Source organism: Nocardia sp. NPDC057353, assembly GCF_042667085.1.
Classification (GTDB): Bacteria; Actinomycetota; Actinomycetes; order Mycobacteriales; family Mycobacteriaceae; genus Nocardia.
In genome coordinates, this window is record NZ_JBHVAK010000003.1 from 51,236 (window position 1) to 69,472 (window position 18,237).

General features: G+C 72.9%; 5 protein-coding genes (1 of these 5 running past the window's edge). All 5 read right to left on the bottom strand.

The window, feature by feature from the left end; all coding sequences use genetic code 11:
* Nucleotides 1-14,847, bottom strand: partial view of a non-ribosomal peptide synthase/polyketide synthase gene (locus ACFUUZ_RS02250; RefSeq protein ID WP_378691611.1) — the 5' end (the start) only. The gene continues 22,182 nt to the left of window position 1, outside the view; only the first 14,847 of its 37,029 coding nucleotides appear in the window; the start codon lies at nucleotides 14,845-14,847; the stop codon falls past the left edge of the window.
* 383 nt (nucleotides 14,848-15,230) lie between these two features.
* On the bottom strand, nucleotides 15,231-15,977 hold the full coding sequence (cobM, locus tag ACFUUZ_RS02255; protein WP_378691614.1) for a precorrin-4 C(11)-methyltransferase: 747 nt from the start codon (nucleotides 15,975-15,977) through the stop codon (nucleotides 15,231-15,233).
* Nucleotides 15,978-16,020: 43 nt separating this feature from the next.
* Nucleotides 16,021-16,800 carry a hypothetical protein gene (locus ACFUUZ_RS02260; RefSeq protein WP_378691616.1) on the bottom strand — a complete coding sequence of 260 codons (780 nt, stop codon included), beginning with the start codon at nucleotides 16,798-16,800 and terminating at the stop codon, nucleotides 16,021-16,023.
* Nucleotides 16,793-17,626, bottom strand: a complete 834-nt coding sequence (locus ACFUUZ_RS02265; RefSeq protein WP_378691619.1) for a hypothetical protein — start codon at nucleotides 17,624-17,626, stop codon at nucleotides 16,793-16,795. The genes ACFUUZ_RS02260 and ACFUUZ_RS02265 overlap by 8 nt, the downstream gene beginning before the upstream one ends.
* A 176-nt stretch (nucleotides 17,627-17,802) precedes the next feature.
* Complete coding sequence (locus ACFUUZ_RS02270) at nucleotides 17,803-18,228, bottom strand: PPOX class F420-dependent oxidoreductase (RefSeq protein WP_378691621.1); 426 nt, start codon at nucleotides 18,226-18,228, stop codon at nucleotides 17,803-17,805.
* Between the last annotated feature and the right edge of the window lie 9 nt (nucleotides 18,229-18,237).

Sequence of the window (18,237 nt, forward strand, 5' to 3'; positions counted from 1 at the left end):
GCCGAAGCCGAAGTCGGCGTCGGTGTTGGCCAGCAGCCGGACCACGTTGCCGTGCTGCACCGGGACGCCCTTGGGGCGGCCGGTCGAGCCGGACGTGTAGATGACGTAGGCGATATTGCCCGCCGACAGCGGAGCGATCCGGTCGGCGTCGGTGACCGGGCCGTCGTCGGCGTCCTCGATGTCGCCTGCCTCGACGGCGTAGCCGTCCAGCACCACGCGCGGCAGCCCGGCGGGCAGCTCCACCTGCACGGTGGAGTCCACGATCACGCTGGTGGGCTTCGAGTCGGCCAGCACGTAGGCGATGCGGTCGGCCGGGTAGGTCGGGTCGACCGGCACGTACCCCGCGCCCGCCTTGACCACGGCCAGCAGCGCGACCACCAGGTCCAGCGAGCGCGGCAGGATCACCGCGACCAGCTGCTCCGGCCCCGCGCCCTCCTCGATGAGCCGGCGGGCCAGCACATTCGCCCGCCGGTCCAGCTCGGAGTAGGTGAGGGTATCGGCGCCGAAGGTCACCGCGGTGCGCGGGCCGTGCTCGGCCACGATGCCGTCGAAGAGGTCGACCAGGGTGGCGCCCGGGTCGGCGAAGCGGCCCGCGTAGGAGTCGACCCCGGCGCGCACCCAGCGCTCCGAGAGGTCCAGCCGCTCGCGCTCGCCGAGCAGGTCGATATCGCCGACGACCACGTCCGGATCGTCCGCGACGGCGCGCAGGATCCGGGTCAGCCGCTCGGCGAAGGACACAACGGTGGCGGGGTCGAAGAGTTCGGTGGCGTAGTTCCAGCTCAGCGCGAGCGAGCCGTCGGCGGCCTCGCCGACGGTGAGCTGCACGTCGAACTTGGCGGTGCCCGCGTCGAAGTCGACCGCGCTCAGCTCGAGCCCGGGCAGCGCGACGGTGCCCATCTCGGTGGCCGAGGCCGCCTCGAAGGTCAGCGCCACCTGGAAGAGCGGGTGGTGCGCCTGCGAGCGGGCCGGGCTGAGCACGTCGACCAGCCGCTCGAACGGGACGTCGGCGTGCGCGAAGGCGGCCAGGTCGGTGCGGCGCACCTGCTCCAGCAGCTCGCCGAAGCGGGCGTCCGGGCGGACCTCGGTGCGGAGCACGAGGGTGTTGACGAACATGCCGACCACGTCGTCCAGCGCCCGCTCGCCGCGGCCCGCGATGGGGGTGCCGATGGCGATGTCGGTGCCGGTGGAGAGCCGCGCCGCCCAGGTGGCGAGCGCCGCGTGCATGACCATGAAGAGCGTGGTGCCGCGGGCCCGCGCCAGCTCGGTGAGGCCGCGGTGCAGCTCCGGGTCGAGCGCGAAGCTGTGCAGCCCACCGGCGTTCGAGGCGATCTCGGGGCGGGTGCGGTCGGCGGGCAGCTCGATCTGGTCGGGCAGGTCGCGTAGCTGCTCGGTCCAGTAGCCGATCTGCTTGGCCGCCACCGACTCCGGGTCGGATTCGCTGCCGAGCACGTCGCGCTGCCAGAGCGCGTAGTCGGCGTACTGCACCTCCAGCGGGGCCCAGGTGGGGGCCTCGCCGCGGGTGCGCTCGGTGTAGGCGATCACCACGTCGCGCAGCAGCGGCCGCAGCGAGAAGCCGTCGCCGGAGATGTGGTGCATGACCAGCACCAGCACGTGGTTGCGCTCGTTCAGCGCGAGCAGGCTCGCCCGGAACGGCACCTCGGCGGTGACGTCGAAGTGCGTGCTCGCCAGCTCCACGATGCGCGCGGGCAGCGTGCCCGCCTGCACCGGCTCGGCGACGAGTTCGACCGGGACGTCCTCGGCGGCGAGGACGCGCTGGAAGCCGTCGCCGTCCACCTCGGGGTAGATCGTGCGCAGCGTCTCGTGCCTGGCAACCAGGTCGGCGACCGCGGCGTTCAGCGCGGCGACGTCCAGGGTGCCGGAGAGCCGGATCGCGATCGGGATGTTGTTCACCGCGGTGCGGCTGTCGAAGCGGTTCAGGAACCACATGCGCTGCTGCGCCGGGGAGAGCGGCACCAGCTCGGGCCGCTCGCGCGCCACCAGCGGCGCCCTGCCCGCGCCCGCGGCGGACTCCACCGTGGCGGCCAGCGCGGCCACCGTTGACGACTCGAAGAGCGCGCGCACCGGGATCCTGGTGTCCAGCGCCTCGCCGAGCCGGGCCGCCACCTGGGTGGCGACCAGCGAGTTGCCGCCGAGCTGGAAGAAGTCGTCGTCCAGCCCGACCCGGTCGGCGCCGAGCACCTCGGCGAAGACGCTCGCCACGATCTCCTGCACCGGGGTGGCCGGGGCGCGGAAGACCCTGGCCTCGAAGACCGGCGCGGGCAGCGCCTTGCGGTCCAGCTTCCCGGAGGGGTTCAGCGGGAAGGCGTCGAGCACCACGTAGGCGGCGGGGACCATGTAGGCCGGGAGCCGGTGCGTGAGCTCGGCCTTGACCGCCTCGACGTCGATCACCCGGTCCGGGTTCGCCACCAGGTAGGCGACGAGCTGGTCGCCGGTGTGCTCGTCCGAGCGGACCACGACCACGGACTGCGAGACCGCGTCCTGCGCGGTGAGCGCGCCCTCGATCTCGCCCAGCTCGATGCGCAGGCCGCGCAGCTTGACCTGGAAGTCGGTGCGGCCCAGGTACTCCAGCTCGCCGTCCGGCGTCCAGACCACCAGGTCGCCGGTGCGGTACATGCGCCGCCCGGCGTCGAAGGGGTTGGCCACGAAGCGGTCGCAGGTCAGGTCGGGGCGGCCGACGTAGCCGTAGGCGAGCTGCGCGCCCGCCAGGTGCAGCTCGCCCGGCACCCCGGGCGGCACCGGCCGCAGCCGCGAATCCAGCACGTAGACCTGGGTGTTGAAGACCGGGGCGCCGATCGGCACGGTCTGCGTGTCGGCATCGGTGACCTCGTGGAAGGTCACCTCGACCGCGGCCTCGGTGGGGCCGTACAGGTTGTGCAGCCTGGCGCCGGTCAGCTGCCGCAGCTTCTGCGCGGCGCCCGCGGGCAGCGCCTCGCCGGAGGCGAAGGCATTGCGGATGACGGTGCAGTCCGCGGCCCGCTCCTCGTTCACGAAGAGCGAGAGCATGGACGGCACGAAGTGCACCGTGGTGATCTGCTCCTCGGTGATCAGCCGGGCCAGGTACACCGGGTCCCGGTGCCCGTCCGGCCGCGCCACCACCAGCCGCGCGCCGACCTGCAGCGGCCAGAAGAACTCCCACACCGACACGTCGAAGGTGGCCGGGGTCTTCTGCAGCACCACGTCGTCGGCGGCGAGGCCGTACTGCGCGTGCGCCCAGACCAGGCGGTTCACGATCGCGGCGTGCGAGACCGCGACGCCCTTCGGCCTGCCGGTGGAGCCGGAGGTGAAGATGACGTACGCGGTGTTGCCCGGCCGCAGCGGCCGGTGCCGGTCGGCGTCGGTGAGCGGGGCGTCGGAGTAGCCGGAGAGGTCCAGCTCGTCGATCCTGACCTGCCTGGCCAGCGCGCTCTCCAGGTCCGCGCCGGAGGTGAGCACGCAGACCGGGCGGGCGGTCTCCAGGATGTGGTCGATCCGCTCGGCCGGGTGGTCCGGGTCGAGCGGCACGTAGGCGCCGCCGGCGGCGCCGATGGCGTACATGCCGATCACCAGGTCGAGCGAGCGGCGCATGCCGAGCGCCACGTACGACTCCGGGCCGACGCCGTGCTGCTTGAGCCAGCGCGCCAGCCGGTGCACCCGGCTCGCGAACTCGGCGTAGGTCAGACTCGTCCCCTCGAAGGTGAGCGCGTAGGCGTCCGGGGTGCGGGCGGCCTGCGCCTCGAACATGGAGACCAGGGTCGCGGCGGCGGCATCGCCGACCGGCGAGGTGAGCGCGGCGTCGACGCCGAACTCGGTGTCGTTCCAGCGGCGCAGCACGGTCTGCCGCTCGGCGTCGTCCAGCAGGTCGATGTCGCCGACGGCGATGTCCGGGTCGGCGGCGATGCCGCGCAGCACCCGGACGAAGCGCCTGGCGAAGGCGTCGGCGAAGCCCGCGTCGAAGAGGTCGAGCGCGAAGACCAGCTCGGCGTCCATGGCGCCCGCGCCGCCGCCGCGGATCCCGGCCGGGCCGATGTGCGTGCCGACCGGGGTCTCGCCCAGGGTGAGCTGCAGGTCGAACTTGGCGGTCGGGGCGTCCAGCTCCAGCTCGGCCACGCGCAGCCCCGGCAGCTCCAGCGAGGTGCGGCCCATGTTCTGGAACGAGAGCATGACCTGGAAGAGCGGGTGCCGCGCCTGCGAGCGGGCCGGGTTCAGCACCTCGACCAGCCGCTCGAAGGGCAGGTCGGCGTGCGCGAAGGCCTGCAGGTCGCGCTCGCGCACCTGGCCGAGCAGCTCGCTGAACGGGGTCGCGGTGTCCACCGCCGTGCGCAGCACGAGGGTGTTGACGAACATGCCGACCAGGTCGTCGAGTGCGGCCTCGCCGCGGCCCGCGACCGGGATGCCGACCGCGATGTCGTCCGAGCCGCTGAGCCGGGAGAGCAGCAGCGCGAAGGCGCTGTGCACCACCATGAACAGCGTGGTGCCGCCCGCGTGCGCGAGCTGGTTCAGCTCCTCGATGAGCTCGCCGGGCACGGTGAAGCGGTGCGTGCCCGCGCGGTAGGTCGCGACCGCGGGGCGCTGGGCGGTGCCGAGCCGCAGCTCCTCGGGCAGCCCGGCGAGCGTGCTCTTCCAGTAGTCGAGCTGCGCGGCGACCAGCGAGCCCGGGTCGTCCTCGGTGCCGAGCGTCTCGCGCTGCCAGAGCGCGTAGTCCACGTACTGCACCGGCAGCGGCGCCCAGCTCGGCGCCGCCTCGCTGCTGCGTGCCACGTAGGCGGCCATCAGGTCGCGGACCAGCGGGCGCATGGAGACGCCGTCGGCGGCGATGTGGTGTACAACGACGGCGAGCACGTAGTCCTGCGTGGTGTCGCGCCAGCGGCTGTGGTCGATCCGCGGCTCGACCTGGAACACCCGCATCCGGACCGGCGGCTGGGTGGTGACGTCGAAGCCGCTGAGCACGAATTCGTGCAGCGCGGGGGCGATCCCGGCCTCGTCCAGCGGGACCACGTCGAGCGCGGGGATGGCCTTCGCGGTCGGCAGGACCTGCTGGTAGGCGATGCCGTCGTGCGACGGGTAGACGGTGCGCAGCGACTCGTGCCGCTGGATCACGTCGGCGACCGCGGCGCGCAGCGCGTCGATGTCGAGCGAGCCGTGCAGCCGCACCGCCGCGGGGATGTTGTAGGCGGCGGAGTCGGACTCGAAGCGGCTGAGGAACCACATCCGCTGCTGGGCCAGCGAGAGCGGCGGGTACTCCGGCCGCGGCCGCGGTGTGAGCGCCGGGCGGCCGCCCGCACCGGCGGTGGTCTCCATGCGGGCCGCCAGCGCGGCGACGGTGGGTGCCTCGAAGATCATCCGCACCGGCACCCTGGTGTCGAGCGCGGCGCCGAGCCTGGCCACCACCTGGGTGGCGACCAGCGAGTTGCCGCCCAGCTCGAAGAAGTCGTCGTCCAGCCCGACCGCGCGCTCGGCGGTGTCGACGCCGAGCACCTCGGCGAAGACGCCCGCCACGATCTCCTCGATCGGCGTGGACGGAGCGCGGAAGGTGCGGGCCTCGAAGACCGGCACCGGCAGCGCGCGCCGGTCCAGCTTGCCGTTCGGGCTCAGCGGCATGGCGTCGAGCACGACGAAGGCGGCGGGCACCATGTACGAGGGGAGCACCGCGCCCAGGTGCGCGCGCAGCTCGTCCAGGTCGACGGCGGCGCCCGCGGCGGGCACCACGTAGGCGACCAGCTGGTCGCCGGTCCTGCCGTCGCTGCGCACCAGCGCGACGGCCTGCGCGACCGTTTCGTGCGCGGTCAGCGCGGTCTCGATCTCGCCGAGCTCGATGCGCAGGCCGCGCAGCTTCACCTGGAAGTCGGTGCGGCCCAGGTAGACGATGGCGCCGGAGCGATCGCGGGTCACCAGGTCGCCGGTGCGGTACATGCGCGCGCCCGGCGCCCCGAACGGGTTCGCCACGAAGCGGTCGGCGGTCAGGTCGGCGCGGCCGAAGTAGCCGCGGGCCAGCTGGGCGCCCGCGAGATAGAGCTCACCCGCGATACCGGGGGCGACGGGGTGCAACCTGGCGTCGAGCACGTACGCCTCGGCGTTCCACACCGGGAGGCCGATCGGCACCGCACCCGCGACCTCGGCGGGCACCGGGTGGTGCGTGGCGTGCACCGCGAACTCGGTGGGGCCGTACAGGTTGTGCAGCTCGGCGGTCGAGACCCGGCGCAGCGCCTGCACCGCGTCGGCGGTGAAGGCCTCACCGGCGACCAGCAGCGCGCGCAGCGAATCCAGCGCGCCGGAACCGATTCCGGCGGCCTCGACGGTGCTCGCGAAGACGCTGAGCATGGACGGGACGAACGAGGTCATGGTGACCCGCTCGGCCGCGATGACATCGGCCAGGTAGGCCGGGTCGCGGTGGCCGTCCGGGCTCGCGACCACCATGCGCCCGCCGACGCTCAGCGGGCCGAACAGCTCCCACACCGACACGTCGAAGGTCGCCGGGGTCTTGAACAGCACCACGTCGTCGGCGCCGATGCCGTACTCGGCGGTGATCCAGCGGACCTGGTTGAGCACGGCCGAGTGCGGCAGCGCCACGCCCTTGGGGCGGCCGGTGGAGCCGGAGGTGAAGATGACGTACGCCGGGTGCTCCGGGCGCAGCGGGGCGTTCCGGTCGGCGTCGGTGAGCGGGGTGTCGGCGTAGCCGTCGAGGTCGAGGTCGTCGAGCACGAGCACCGGGGTGCCGTTTGCGGTGAAGCCGGTGTCCGCGCTGGTCAGCACGGCCGCGGGGCGCGCGGTCTGCAGGACGTGCGCGATCCGCTCGGCGGGCTGGTCCAGGTCGAGCGGGACGTAGCCGCCGCCCGCCGCCTGCACCGCGTACGCGGCGACCACCAGGTCGACCGAGCGCCGCAGCGCCAGCCCGATCAGCCGCTCCGGGCCCGCGCCCGCCGCGACCAGGTACCTGGCCAGCCGGTGCACCCGCGCGCCGAACTCGGCGTAGGTGAGCGTCGTTCCGGTCGCCGGGTCGACGAGGGCGACGGCGTCCGGGGTGCGCCGCTGCTGCGCGGCGAAGGCGGAGACCAGCGTCTCCGCCGGGTCGAGCGGGTAGGCGGTGTCGTTCCAGCCGCGCAGCGCCAGCTCGGTCTCGGCGGCGTCGAGCAGCGAGATGTCGCCGACCGGGAGGTCGGGGTCGGCGATGACGGCCGCGAGCACCCGGTCCAGCCGGTGCGCGAAGGCGGCGACGGTCGCCTCGTCGAAGAGGTCGACGGCGTAGGAGAACTCGGCGGACATCCCCGCCGCCTCGCCGCTGTCGTCCCGGATCTCCTGCAGGGTGAGCTGCAGGTCGAACTTGGCCAGGTTGGCGTCGTAGTCGATGCCGGTGACCGAGAGCCCGGGCAGCTCGAGCCTGGCCTGCTTGGTGTTCTGGAACGCCAGCATGACCTGGAACAGCGGGTGCCTGGCCTGCGAGCGCGCCGGGTTCAGGATCTCGACCAGCCGCTCGAACGGCAGGTCGGCGTGCGCGAAGGCGTGCAGGTCGGTCTCGCGCGCCTGCGCGAGCAGCTCGGCGAAGGACTGCCCGGCGGCCACGCCGGTGCGCAGCACCAGGGTGTTGACGAACATGCCGACCAGGTCGTCCAGCGCGGCCTCGCCGCGGCCCGCGATCGGGGTGCCGATGGCGATGTCGTCGGTGCCGGAGAGCCGGGCCAGCAGCACCGCGAGCGCGCTGTGCATGACCATGAACGGCGAGGCGTTGTGCTTGCGGCCCAGCTCCACCAGAGCGTGCTGGGTGGCGGCCGAGATCACGAACGAGTAGGTGCCGCCGCGGTAGCTCGCCACCGCGGGGCGCGGGCGGTCGGCGGGCAGGACCAGCTCGTCCGGCAGGTCGGCGAGCTCGCGCGACCAGTAGTCGATCTGCGCGGAGATCAGCGACTCCCGGTCGTCCTCCGAGCCGAGCACCTCGCGCTGCCACAGCGCGTAGTCGGCGTACTGGACGGGCAGCTCGACCCAGGCGGGCGCCTCCCAGGTGGTGCGCGCCGCGTAGGCGACGATCACATCCCTGGAGAGCGGCGCCATCGACCAGCCGTCGGCCGAGATGTGGTGCACGACCATGCAGAGCACGTACTCGGTCTCGCTGATCTCGAAGAGCCGCGCGTGCAGCGGCACCTCGCTGGTGACGTCGAACGCCATGGTCGCGAGGTCGATCAGGTGGTCGAAGAGCGTGTCCTCGCTGACCCGGTACGGCGTCAGGTCGGGGACGATCTGCGCGGCGTCGAGCACCACCTGGACGGGCCCGCCGACGGTCTCCGGGAAGACGGTGCGCAGCGACTCGTGCCTGTCGATCACGTCGATCACGGCGACCTGCAGCGCGGCGATGTCGAGCTCGCCGGAGAGCCGGATCGCGACCGGGATGTTGTTGACGGCGGAGGCGGTGTCGAAGCGGTTCAGGAACCACATGCGCTGCTGCGCCAGCGAGAGCGGCACCTGCTCCGGCCGCTCCCTGGCGACCAGCGCCTTACGCGCGCCCTCGCCCGCCTGGGACTCCACCCGCGCGGCGAGCGCGGCGACGGTCGGCGCCTCGAAGACCGTGCGCACCGGCACCCTGGTGTCCAGCGCGATGCCGACCCGCGACGCCACCTGGGTGGCGATCAGCGAGTTGCCGCCCAGCTCGAAGAAGTCGTCGTCGACGCCGACCCGAGGCAGGTCGAGCACCTCCGCGAAGATCGCGGCGACGATCTCCTCGATCGGCGTCGACGGCGCCCGGAACTCCTTGACCTCGAAGACCGGGGCGGGCAGCGCCTTGCGGTCCAGCTTGCCCACCGGGGTCAGCGGGATCCGGTCCAGCACCATGATCGAGGACGGCACCATGTACCCGGGCAGCCTGGCCTCGACGTGCTCGGTCAGTTCAGGCACGTCGATCGACTTCCCGGGCGCGGCGACGACGTACGACACCAGCGAGGTGCCGCCCGCGGTGCCGCGGTGGCCGATGGTGACCGCGAAGTCCACGCTCTCGTGCGCGGCCAGCGCCGCGTCGATCTCACCCAGCTCGATGCGGAAGCCGCGCACCTTCACCTGGAAGTCCGAGCGGCCCACGTACTCGACCTCGCCGGTGCGGGTCCAGCGGACAACGTCACCGGTGCGGTACATCCGCGCACCCGCCACGAACGGGTGCGCCACGAACCGCTCCGCGGTCAGCCCGCGGCGGGCGTGGTAGCCGCGCGCCAGCTGGATGCCGGACAGGTACAGCTCCCCCGCGACACCGACGGGGACCGGCCGCAACTGCGCGTCCAGGATCAGCGAGTGCATGCCGCGGATCGGGCCGCCGATGGTCACCGGCTCGCCGGGCACCAGCGCGTCGCTGATATTGGTCATGACCGTGGTCTCGGTCGGGCCGTAGCCGTTGTGGAAGGCGCGGATGGTGCCGTCCGGCAGCGGGACCGCCCACTTGGCGACCAGCTCCGGCGGGGTCGCCTCGCCACCGGCGATCAGCACGCGCAGCGTGTCCAGCCCGGAGGAGTCGAAGGTGGCCAGCGCGGCCGGGGTGATGAAGGCGTGCGTGACCGCCTCGTCGCGGATGAGCTCGGAGAGCTCCTCGCCGCCGTACACCCCGGTCGGCACCACGACCAGCGCGCCGCCGTGCACCACCGCGAGCAGCAGCTCCAGGATCGAGGCGTCGAAGCTCGGCGAGGCGAAGTGCAGTGCGCGGGTGCGGGAGTCGAGCCCGAACCGCTCGGCCTGCTCGGTGGCGAAGTTCGCCAGCCCGTAGTGCGCCACCACGACACCCTTGGGCACACCGGTGGAGCCCGAGGTGTAGATGACGTAGGCCGGGTGATCCGGCCGCAGCGCCCGCACCCGATCGGCGTCGGTGATCGCGGAGCCGTCGAAGCCCGCGAGCTCCAGCTCCTCGAGCACCAGCCAGCGCACCGACTCCGGCAGCCCGGCGCGCACCGACCGCACCGTCAGCCCGATCGGCGACCCCGAGTCGGTGACCATGTGCGCGATCCGCTCGGCCGGGTAGTTCGGGTCGACCGGGACGAACGCCGCCCCGGTCTTGGCGACCGCCCAGGCGGCGAAGACCGAGTCCGCCGACCGCGGGACGCCGACGGCGACCAGGTCCTCCGGACCGATCCCCTCGGCGATGAGCAGCCGCGCCAGGCGGTTCGACCGCTCGTCCAGCTCGGCGTAGGAGGTCGTCACGCCGTCGTAGACCACCGCGGGCGCGGCCGGGTCGACCGCGGCGGCCGCGGTCATCAGCTCGGCGAGCGGGCGCGGCGGCACCGCGGGGGTGCCGGTCCTGGCGATCAGGTCGGCGCGCTCGGCGGCGTCCAGCACCTCGACCGCGCCGACCGGCACCGTCGGGTCGGCGACGACGGCCCGCAGCACCCGCACGAAGCGCTCGGCGAACGAGGCCACCGTCGCGGCGTCGAAGAGGTCGGTCGCGAAGTTCACGACACCGGCGATGCCGCCCGCCTGGCCCTGCGCCCCGCGGTGCTCGGTCAGCGTCCACTGCAGGTCGAACTTGGCGATGGCGACCTCGAGCTCCTCGGCGGAGACCGAAAGGCCGGGCAGCTCGACGGTGCCGTGCGAGAGCTCCTGGAAGGAGAGCATGACCTGGAACAGCGGGTGCCGCGCCTGGGAGCGGGTCGGGTTCAGCACCTCGACCAGCCGCTCGAACGGAACGTCGGCGTGCGCGAAGGCGGCGAGGTCCGATTCCCGCGCCGCGGCGAGGAACTCGGTGAAGCTCTGCCCCGGCCGCAGCTGCGAGCGCAGCACGAGGGTGTTGACGAACATGCCGATCAGGTCGTCCAGCGCCTCTTCCCCGCGGCCCGCGATCGGGGTGCCGATCGCGATGTCGGAGCTGCCGGAGAGCCGGGAGAGCAGCAGCGCCAGCGAGGCGTGCACGACCATGAACAGGGTGACGCCCTCGGCGCGCGCGAGCGCGGCCAGCTGCGCGTGCAGCTCCGCGTCGATGTCGAAGCCGAGCTGCGCGCCGCGGAAGCTCTGCGCCTGCGGGCGCGGGCGGTCGAACGGCAGGTCCAGCTGGTCGGGCAGGTCGGCAAGCGTCTCGCGCCAGTAGGCGATCTGCCCGGCGGCCATGGAGTCCGGGTCGGACTCGGTGCCGAGCAGCTCGCGCTGCCACAGCGTGTAGTCGCGGTACTGCACCGGCAGCGGCGCCCAGCTCGGCTCCTGCCCCGCCGCCCGCGCCAGGTAGGCGGCGGCGAAGTCGCGGGCCAGCGGGCCGAAGGAGAAGCCGTCGGCGGCGATGTGGTGCACGACGAAGGCGACCGCGTAGTCGCCGGTGCCGTTGTGCGAACCGGCGAGGTGGAACACCCGCATCCGGATCGGCAGGTCCTCGGAGACGTCGAACCCGCGGGCGGCGAAGCCGCGCAGCTCACCGGGGAGCTCGGCGGCCTCGATGGTCTGCAGCGTGATGCCGAGGTCGACCGCCTCGATCGGCAGCACCTTCTGGAAGCCGCCGTCCGCGTCCGGGAAGACGGTGCGCAGCGACTCCTGGCGCGCGACAACGTCGGTGAGCGCCAGCTGCAGCGCGGGGACGTCGACGTGGCCGCGCAGCCGCACCACGAAGGGCAGGTTGTAGGTCGGCACGGTGGGGTCGAACTGGTTCAGGAACCACATCCGCTGCTGCGCCAGCGAGAGCGGAACCAGCTCCGGGTGCTGCCGCGCGACCAGCGCGGGGCGGGCCACCTCGGCCGGGGCGCCGTGCTCGGCCCTGGCCGCGATCCCGGCCACGGTCGGCGTCTCGAAGAGCGCGCGCACCCCGAGCCGGATGCCGAAGGCGGCGCTGATCCGCGCCACCACCTGGGTGGCGACCAGCGAGTTGCCGCCCAGCTCGAAGAAGTTGTCGTCCGCGCCGACCCGCTCCTGGCTGAGCACGTCGGCGAAGATGCCTGCGACGATCTCCTCGGCCGCGGTGCGCGGGGCGCGGAAACCGGCGGCGTCGGCGGTGAACACCGGCTCCGGCAGCCCCCTGCGGTCCAGCTTGCCGCTGGTGTTCAGCGGGAAGGCGTCCAGCACGACGAGCGCGGCGGGGACCATGTAGCTCGGCAGCCGCTCGGCGGCGGCCCTGGTCGCGACCGCGGGGTCGACGGTGGCGCCGGGGGCGGGGACCACGTAGGCCACCAGCTGCTGGCCGGTGGCGGTGTCCATCACCAGCACGGCGGCCTGGCTGATGGCCGGGTTGGCGAGCAGGACCGTCTCGATCTCGCCGAGTTCGATGCGCTGGCCGCGGAACTTGACCTGGAAGTCGGTGCGGCCGATGTACTCGAGCACGCCGTCGCTGTTCCAGCGGACCAGGTCGCCGGTGCGGTACATCCGCTCGCCGGGGTTCCCGAACGGGTTGGCCACGAAGCGGTCCGAGGTCAGGTCGGGGCGGCCGCGGTAGCCGCGGGCCAGCTGACGCCCGCCCAGGTACAGCTCGCCCGGCGCACCGATCGCGGCGGGGCGCAGCCGGTTGTCGAGGACGTAGACCTGCACGTTCCACTCGGGGATGCCGATCGGGACGGTGACGGTGTCGGCGGCGGTGGCTTCCCAGTAGGTCACCGAGACCGCGGCCTCGGTCGGGCCGTAGAGGTTGTGCAGCCCGGCCGTGGAGATGGCGCGCAGCCCGGCCGCGGTCTCCGGCGGCAGGGCTTCACCGATCACGAACACCGCACGCAGCGTGGCGATCTGCTCGGCGGTGGCGTGCGCGACGAACACCGTGAGCATCGACGGGACGAAGTCGGTGACGGTGACCCGGTGGCGGGCGATGGTCTCGGCCACGTACAGCGGGTCGCGGTGCCCGTCCGGCGCGGCGACGACCAGCTCACCGCCGGACATCAGCGGCAGGAAGTAGCCCCACAGCGAGACGTCGAAGGTGGTGGCGGTCTTCTGCAGGTAGACGTCGTGCTCGGTGAGCCGGTACTCGTCCAGCATCCACAGCTGCTGGTTCACGATCGCGTGGTGGGTGACCGCGACGCCCTTCGGGCGCCCGGTCGAGCCGGAGGTGTAGATGACGTACGCGGTGTTCTCCGGCACCAGCGGCGCCCACCGGTCGTCGTCGGTGAGCGGCCCGGCCGGGTAGGCGGAGACGTCGAGGGTGTCCAGCTCGACCCGCTGCACCCCGTCGGGCAGCTCCAGCCCGTCGGTGGACAGGGTCAGGACCGAGACCGGGTCCGCACTGTCGAGGATGTAGGCGGTCCGCTCGGCCGGGTGGTCGGGGTCGATCGGCACGTACGCGCCGCCCGCGCGCAGGACCGCGTGCATGCCGATGACCAGTTCCAGCGAACGCCGCATGCCCAGCGCGACCAGCGACTCCGGCCCGACGCCCTGGTCGACCAGGTAGCGGGCGAGCTGGTTCACCCGCGCGCCGAACTCGGCGTAGGACAGACTCGTCCCCTCGAAGTGCAGCGCGGTTCGCTCGGGAGTGCGCGCGATCTGCTCGTCGAGCAGCGCCACCAGCGTGGTAGTCGGCACGTCCTGCTCGGCGTCGTTCCACTCGACCAGGGTGCGATCCCGCTCCGCGGCGGTGGTCGCGGGCAGGCTCCACACCTTCGTGTCCGCGTCGGCGGCCAGGAACCGCTGGAAGAACTCCAGGAACCGCGCGTGGTGCGTGGCCCCCTCGTCGGCGCTGTAGAGGTTCGGGTTCGTCTCGAAGTCGATGTGCGTGTGGCTGCCGGTGGTGGACTGGTAGAAGTTGACGCCCAGGTCCTCGATGCTGCCGGTGGAGAGCACGTTCAACCGACCGGTCATCTCGCCCAGCACGATCTCGCTGTGGAACAGCATGATGTTGACCCACGGCCCGAAGAACTCCGTGGTGACAACGCCGTCGCCCGCCGCGTCGCGGCGGATGTCCTCGTGCCGGTAGCGCTGGTGCCGCAGCGCGCCGGAGACCTCGACCTGAACCCGCTTGAGCAGGTCGGCCACGGTGCTGTCGTACCCGACGGCCAGCCGCAGCGGGACGATGTTCGAGGTCACGCCGCCCGCGCGGCGCATGGCGGCGGTGGTGCGGGCGGTCACCGGGAGGCTGAGGATGACGTCCTCGGCGCCGGTGAGCTGGGCCAGGTAGGCGCCGAAGGCGGCGATCAGCAGCCCGGCCGGGGTGTTGTCGTGCTTGGCGACGGCGGCGGCGAGCAGGTCGTCCTGCGCGTCGGTGAGCGCGGCGCTGGCCACGTTGTTCAGCGCCGACGGCGGGGCGGAGCGGCCGGTGAGGCTGGTGCCCTCCTCCAGCCCCTCGACCCGCGCGGCCCAGTACTCGCGGTCGGTGTCGAAGCGGGAGCTGTCCCGGTAGGCGATCTCGGCGTCGTACAGCGTGCGCAGCGGGGTGGCCTTGGCGGCGGCGGGCTCCTCGCCGCGGGTCTCCGCGGTGTAGAGCTCGGCGATCCTGGCCACGTAGTTGGTGGCGGCGAGGCCGTCCAGCGCGATGTGGTGGATGCGGGTGTACCAGTACCAGCGGTGCTCGCCGAGCTGCAGCGCGGCGGTCTTGATCAGCCGGTCGGAGACGATGTCCAGCGGGCGCGAGTACTCGGCGCGCATCCACTCGGCGGCGGCGGCCTCCGGGTCGGCGGCGCCACGCAGGTCGACGTACTCCTGCTCGGCAGGAAGCGAGGGGTCGACGCCCTGCAGCGGCTCCCCGTCCCGCTCGATGATCCGCAGGAAGCCGGAGCCGGTCTCCAGCGAGGCGCGGATGCTGGCCTGGAGCAGCAGCTCGGGGTCGAGATCGCCGTGCAGATCGACGTACTGCGCGATGGTGACGGGAACCTGCGGGTCCACGTGCTGCGCGTACCAAATGCCCAGCTGAGCAGGCGAAAGCGGGAAGTACTCGACGGCAGCTCCCCGAGCGTCACCAGTTTCGTCGTTTCCGCCGAAATCCAGCCGGTCCAACCGTAACCTCGCTTCCGGAACACCGCGTGAGCGCTCCCCGACGACACCCGAAGAGGCGCCCACCCGTTACCGCGGGGCGCCGTGCGTCTCCGGATCCAGTTTCATCTCAATCAGGCAAAAATCTTCGTAGGCATATATCTGTCTGCCCCGGTCCGCCCGTTACACGGGCGCGAACGCCTCCACCGCTTCGATCCCGCTGCTGACCACCGATCCAATCTACCGTCGTCGCCGGGGCCCGACCAACCAATACCCGAACACCGCAGATAGCAATCCCCTATCCCGCCCGGCCATGCCGGTGCGCCGCGTTCAGCGGGGTTCAGGGGCAGGTCGGGATTGTTGCTCGGCTCACAGCGGGATCGATAGCCGCGCGGATGCCGCACCGCTCACAGCCGGGTGCGGGCCGGGTCGTAGAGGTGTGACTGCACGCACTCGACCGCCGGGGTGAGCGCCCGCCCGACCAGGATCACCGCGGCCTGCCGCAGCCCGGCCTCCTCGACCCTGGTGGCGATATCGGCCAGGGTGCCGCGCAGGATCAGCTGGTCGGGCTGGCTGGCCCGGTAGACCACCGCGGCCGGGCAGTCCCGGCCGTACTCGAGCGCCAGCTCGGCCGCCAGCTCGCGCGTCCTGGTGATGGCCAGGTGCAGGGCCAGCGTGGCCCCGGTCGCGGCGAAATTCCGCAGCTTTTCGGTTTCCGGCATGGCGGTGGAGCGGGCCTGGGCGCGGGTCAGCACCACCGACTGGGCCAGCTCCGGCACGGTGAGCTCGGCGCCGAGCGCCGCTGCTGCCGCCGCGTACGCAGGGACACCCGGCGTGACGTCCCACGGGATCCCCAGCCGATCCAGTCTGCGGGCCTGCTCGGTGAGCGCGGAGTACACCGACGGGTCGCCCGAGCACAGCCGCGCCACCTCGCACCCTCTGTCGTGCGCGGCGCTGATCGTCGCCACGATGGCGTCCAGGTCGAGGTGCTGGGTGTCGACCAGCTCGGTCCCCGGTGCGCAGTGCGCGAGCACCGCCGGGTCCAGGTAGGTACCCGGGTACAGGCAGACCTCGCTGCTCCGCAGCAGCTCCACCGCCCGCACGGTCAGCAGATCCGCCGCCCCCGGGCCCGCGCCGATGAAGTGGACTGTCATGCGGGGCAGTGTAGAGAGCAGCCGCCGCCCGCGGCCGAACGCGCTACCCGCCCAGGCGCACGTGCCTGCGGATCAGCGCGGCGAGCCGCGCCGAGGGCACCGGTCCGGCTCTGCCCGCGAGCCGCGGGTGCTCCGCGGCAAGGCGAAGCGCTGCAGCGGCGTCGGCCCGGCTCGCCCGGAGCGGCGCCCGGTCGAGCCGCCAGTCCGGGAGAGCAGCGCGGTGCTGCTGCACGATCTCGAACAGCGTGTGCAGGTCGACCAGGTCGCGATCCGCGAATCGCTTGCGCCAGATCAGCGCCTTCAGCACGACGGCGGCCTCGACACCGGGCAGCGCGGCGGTGAACGCGAGCTGTTCGCCGCTCGCGTGCAGCAGGACGGCGGCGGTGATCACGATCGGCGGGGTGGCGAGCGCGAGGCCGAGCCCCGGTGCCGCATCGAAAGCCCGCCCTGCGATCTCTTCCGTTCCACCGGTGCCGAACGGCACCAGCAAGTCGATGGCCCGAACACCGCCGGGTGCGTCCCGGCGGTAACTGTTGCCGCGGACCGCCTCGTATCCGAGCGCGAGCAGCCGGTGGTGCAGCTCGCGCCCCGCCGCGATCGGGCGGGCGATGCCCGCGTCGGCATCGGCCGTTGCGCGCGGCCTGACCTCCGGTCCCGGGTACGCGTGCGCGAGCAGCTGAACCATGTGGCCGCCGATGACGCGGTAGTCGGCGATGGCGGGTTCGGGGGGTGCCGCCGCGGCGGCGAGATCGCGCAGGGCCAGGTAGCCGAGGTCGGCGGCGCGGGAGGTCGAGGCGATGGTGACGGCGCGCTGCTCAGCCATCGAAGCGCCCGGCCTCGATGGCGGCGCGCAGCGCTCGGGCGGCCTGGTCCGCATCCGGGCCGATGCTCGTGTGCCGGAGATCCCACAGGGTGAGCACCGGGTCGGCGAGCGAGTTCGCGGCGGTGCGGAGCACGGTCGGATCGGTGGGGACGACGGTGACCACCGTTGCCTCCGCGGCGGTGCTCGGGACGAGGTCCACGGCGGTGAGGTCGAGGAGCTCGGCGAGGTAGACAACGGCGGTGGCCGGCTGCTGCCATGGCGCGTACTCGTCGGCGGCGACATCGCCGGAGATCGCGCGCGGGACATCGCGCTCCGCTGCGCACGCGACGACCGCTCGGCCCGCAGCCACCGGCGCATCGAGGCCGTACCAGTGCTGGGCGATGCCACCCGGTCCCGGATATCCGGCGAGCACCATATCGAGCAGTTCGGCGGCACCGAGCCAGCCCCCGTCGACGCGGCGCACCGGCAACTGCCGCAGCGCCAGCGAGACGGCCTGCTGGGTCAGCCCGGCCCTGGCGGCGAGTTCGCGCTGGGGCAGCGGGCGGCTCCGCGCGGCGAGCACCCGCGCCACCGCCCACCGGCCCCACGGCACCCGACCGCGCCGGGCGGGCGCGCGCGGCGCCGTGCGCTCGTCCATCCGGGCCGTGCCCGCGACGATCACCGTCGGCGGCGCGGTGGTCACCAGGTCGAACCGACCGGCGAGCGCCCCCGAGACCACTCGCGGCGACGCACTGGGCGCCACGTACAGCAGCGGTGCACCCGCCCTTCCCGCTTCCACCCGCGCGGGCGCCAGCCGGGTGCGCACCACCCGAACCGCGCGGGTCACGACCTCTGCCTCACCGGGCAGCGCCAAGTCCAACCGCTCACGAGAACCCCCCACGACTCGTATGCCTGCCCGCTCGAGCAGTTCCAGAAGCTCCCGCTCGACGGCCACCGCATCCTCCACCGTTCGATACAAGCTTAGAGCAATATTTCCGGAAAAGCTTGTATGCGCAGCTCGAGCTAGGCGGTGGCGTCGAAGTGGGCGATGATCTTCACCGGTCGGACCCGGACGACCAGTTCTCCGGGCACCCCGTTCCGCTTCCCGAACTCCTCCGCCCGGTCGGCTCCCATGTACCGCCCGCCGATGGCGGTGGCGGTGCGGAGCAGCTCGGCGGGGTCATCGGAGAGGGTGACGGTGCCCTGGATCTGGACCGAGGCGTAGGGCGGCTGCTCGAGGTCGACGCAGAGAGCGATGCGGGGGTCGCGGGCGAAGGCCTTGCCCTTGGCGGTGGCGCGGCCGGTGTTGAAGACCAGCTCGTCGCCCTCGACGACGAACCAGATGGGCGAGACCACCGGGCGCCCGTCGGTGGCGACGAAGGCGACCTTGCCGGTGCGGGTGCCGTGCGCCAGGAAGTCGCGGACCCGGGGATCGCTGAGTGAGGTCATGCGGCCAAG

Coding starts and splice junctions, on each gene's coding strand:
- cobM (WP_378691614.1), bottom strand. CDS start 15,977: ATGACAGTCCACTTCATCGGCGCGGGCCCGGGGGCGGCGGATCTGCTG.
- ACFUUZ_RS02260 (WP_378691616.1), bottom strand. CDS start 16,800: ATGGCTGAGCAGCGCGCCGTCACCATCGCCTCGACCTCCCGCGCCGCC.
- ACFUUZ_RS02270 (WP_378691621.1), bottom strand. CDS start 18,228: ATGACCTCACTCAGCGATCCCCGGGTCCGCGACTTCCTGGCGCACGGC.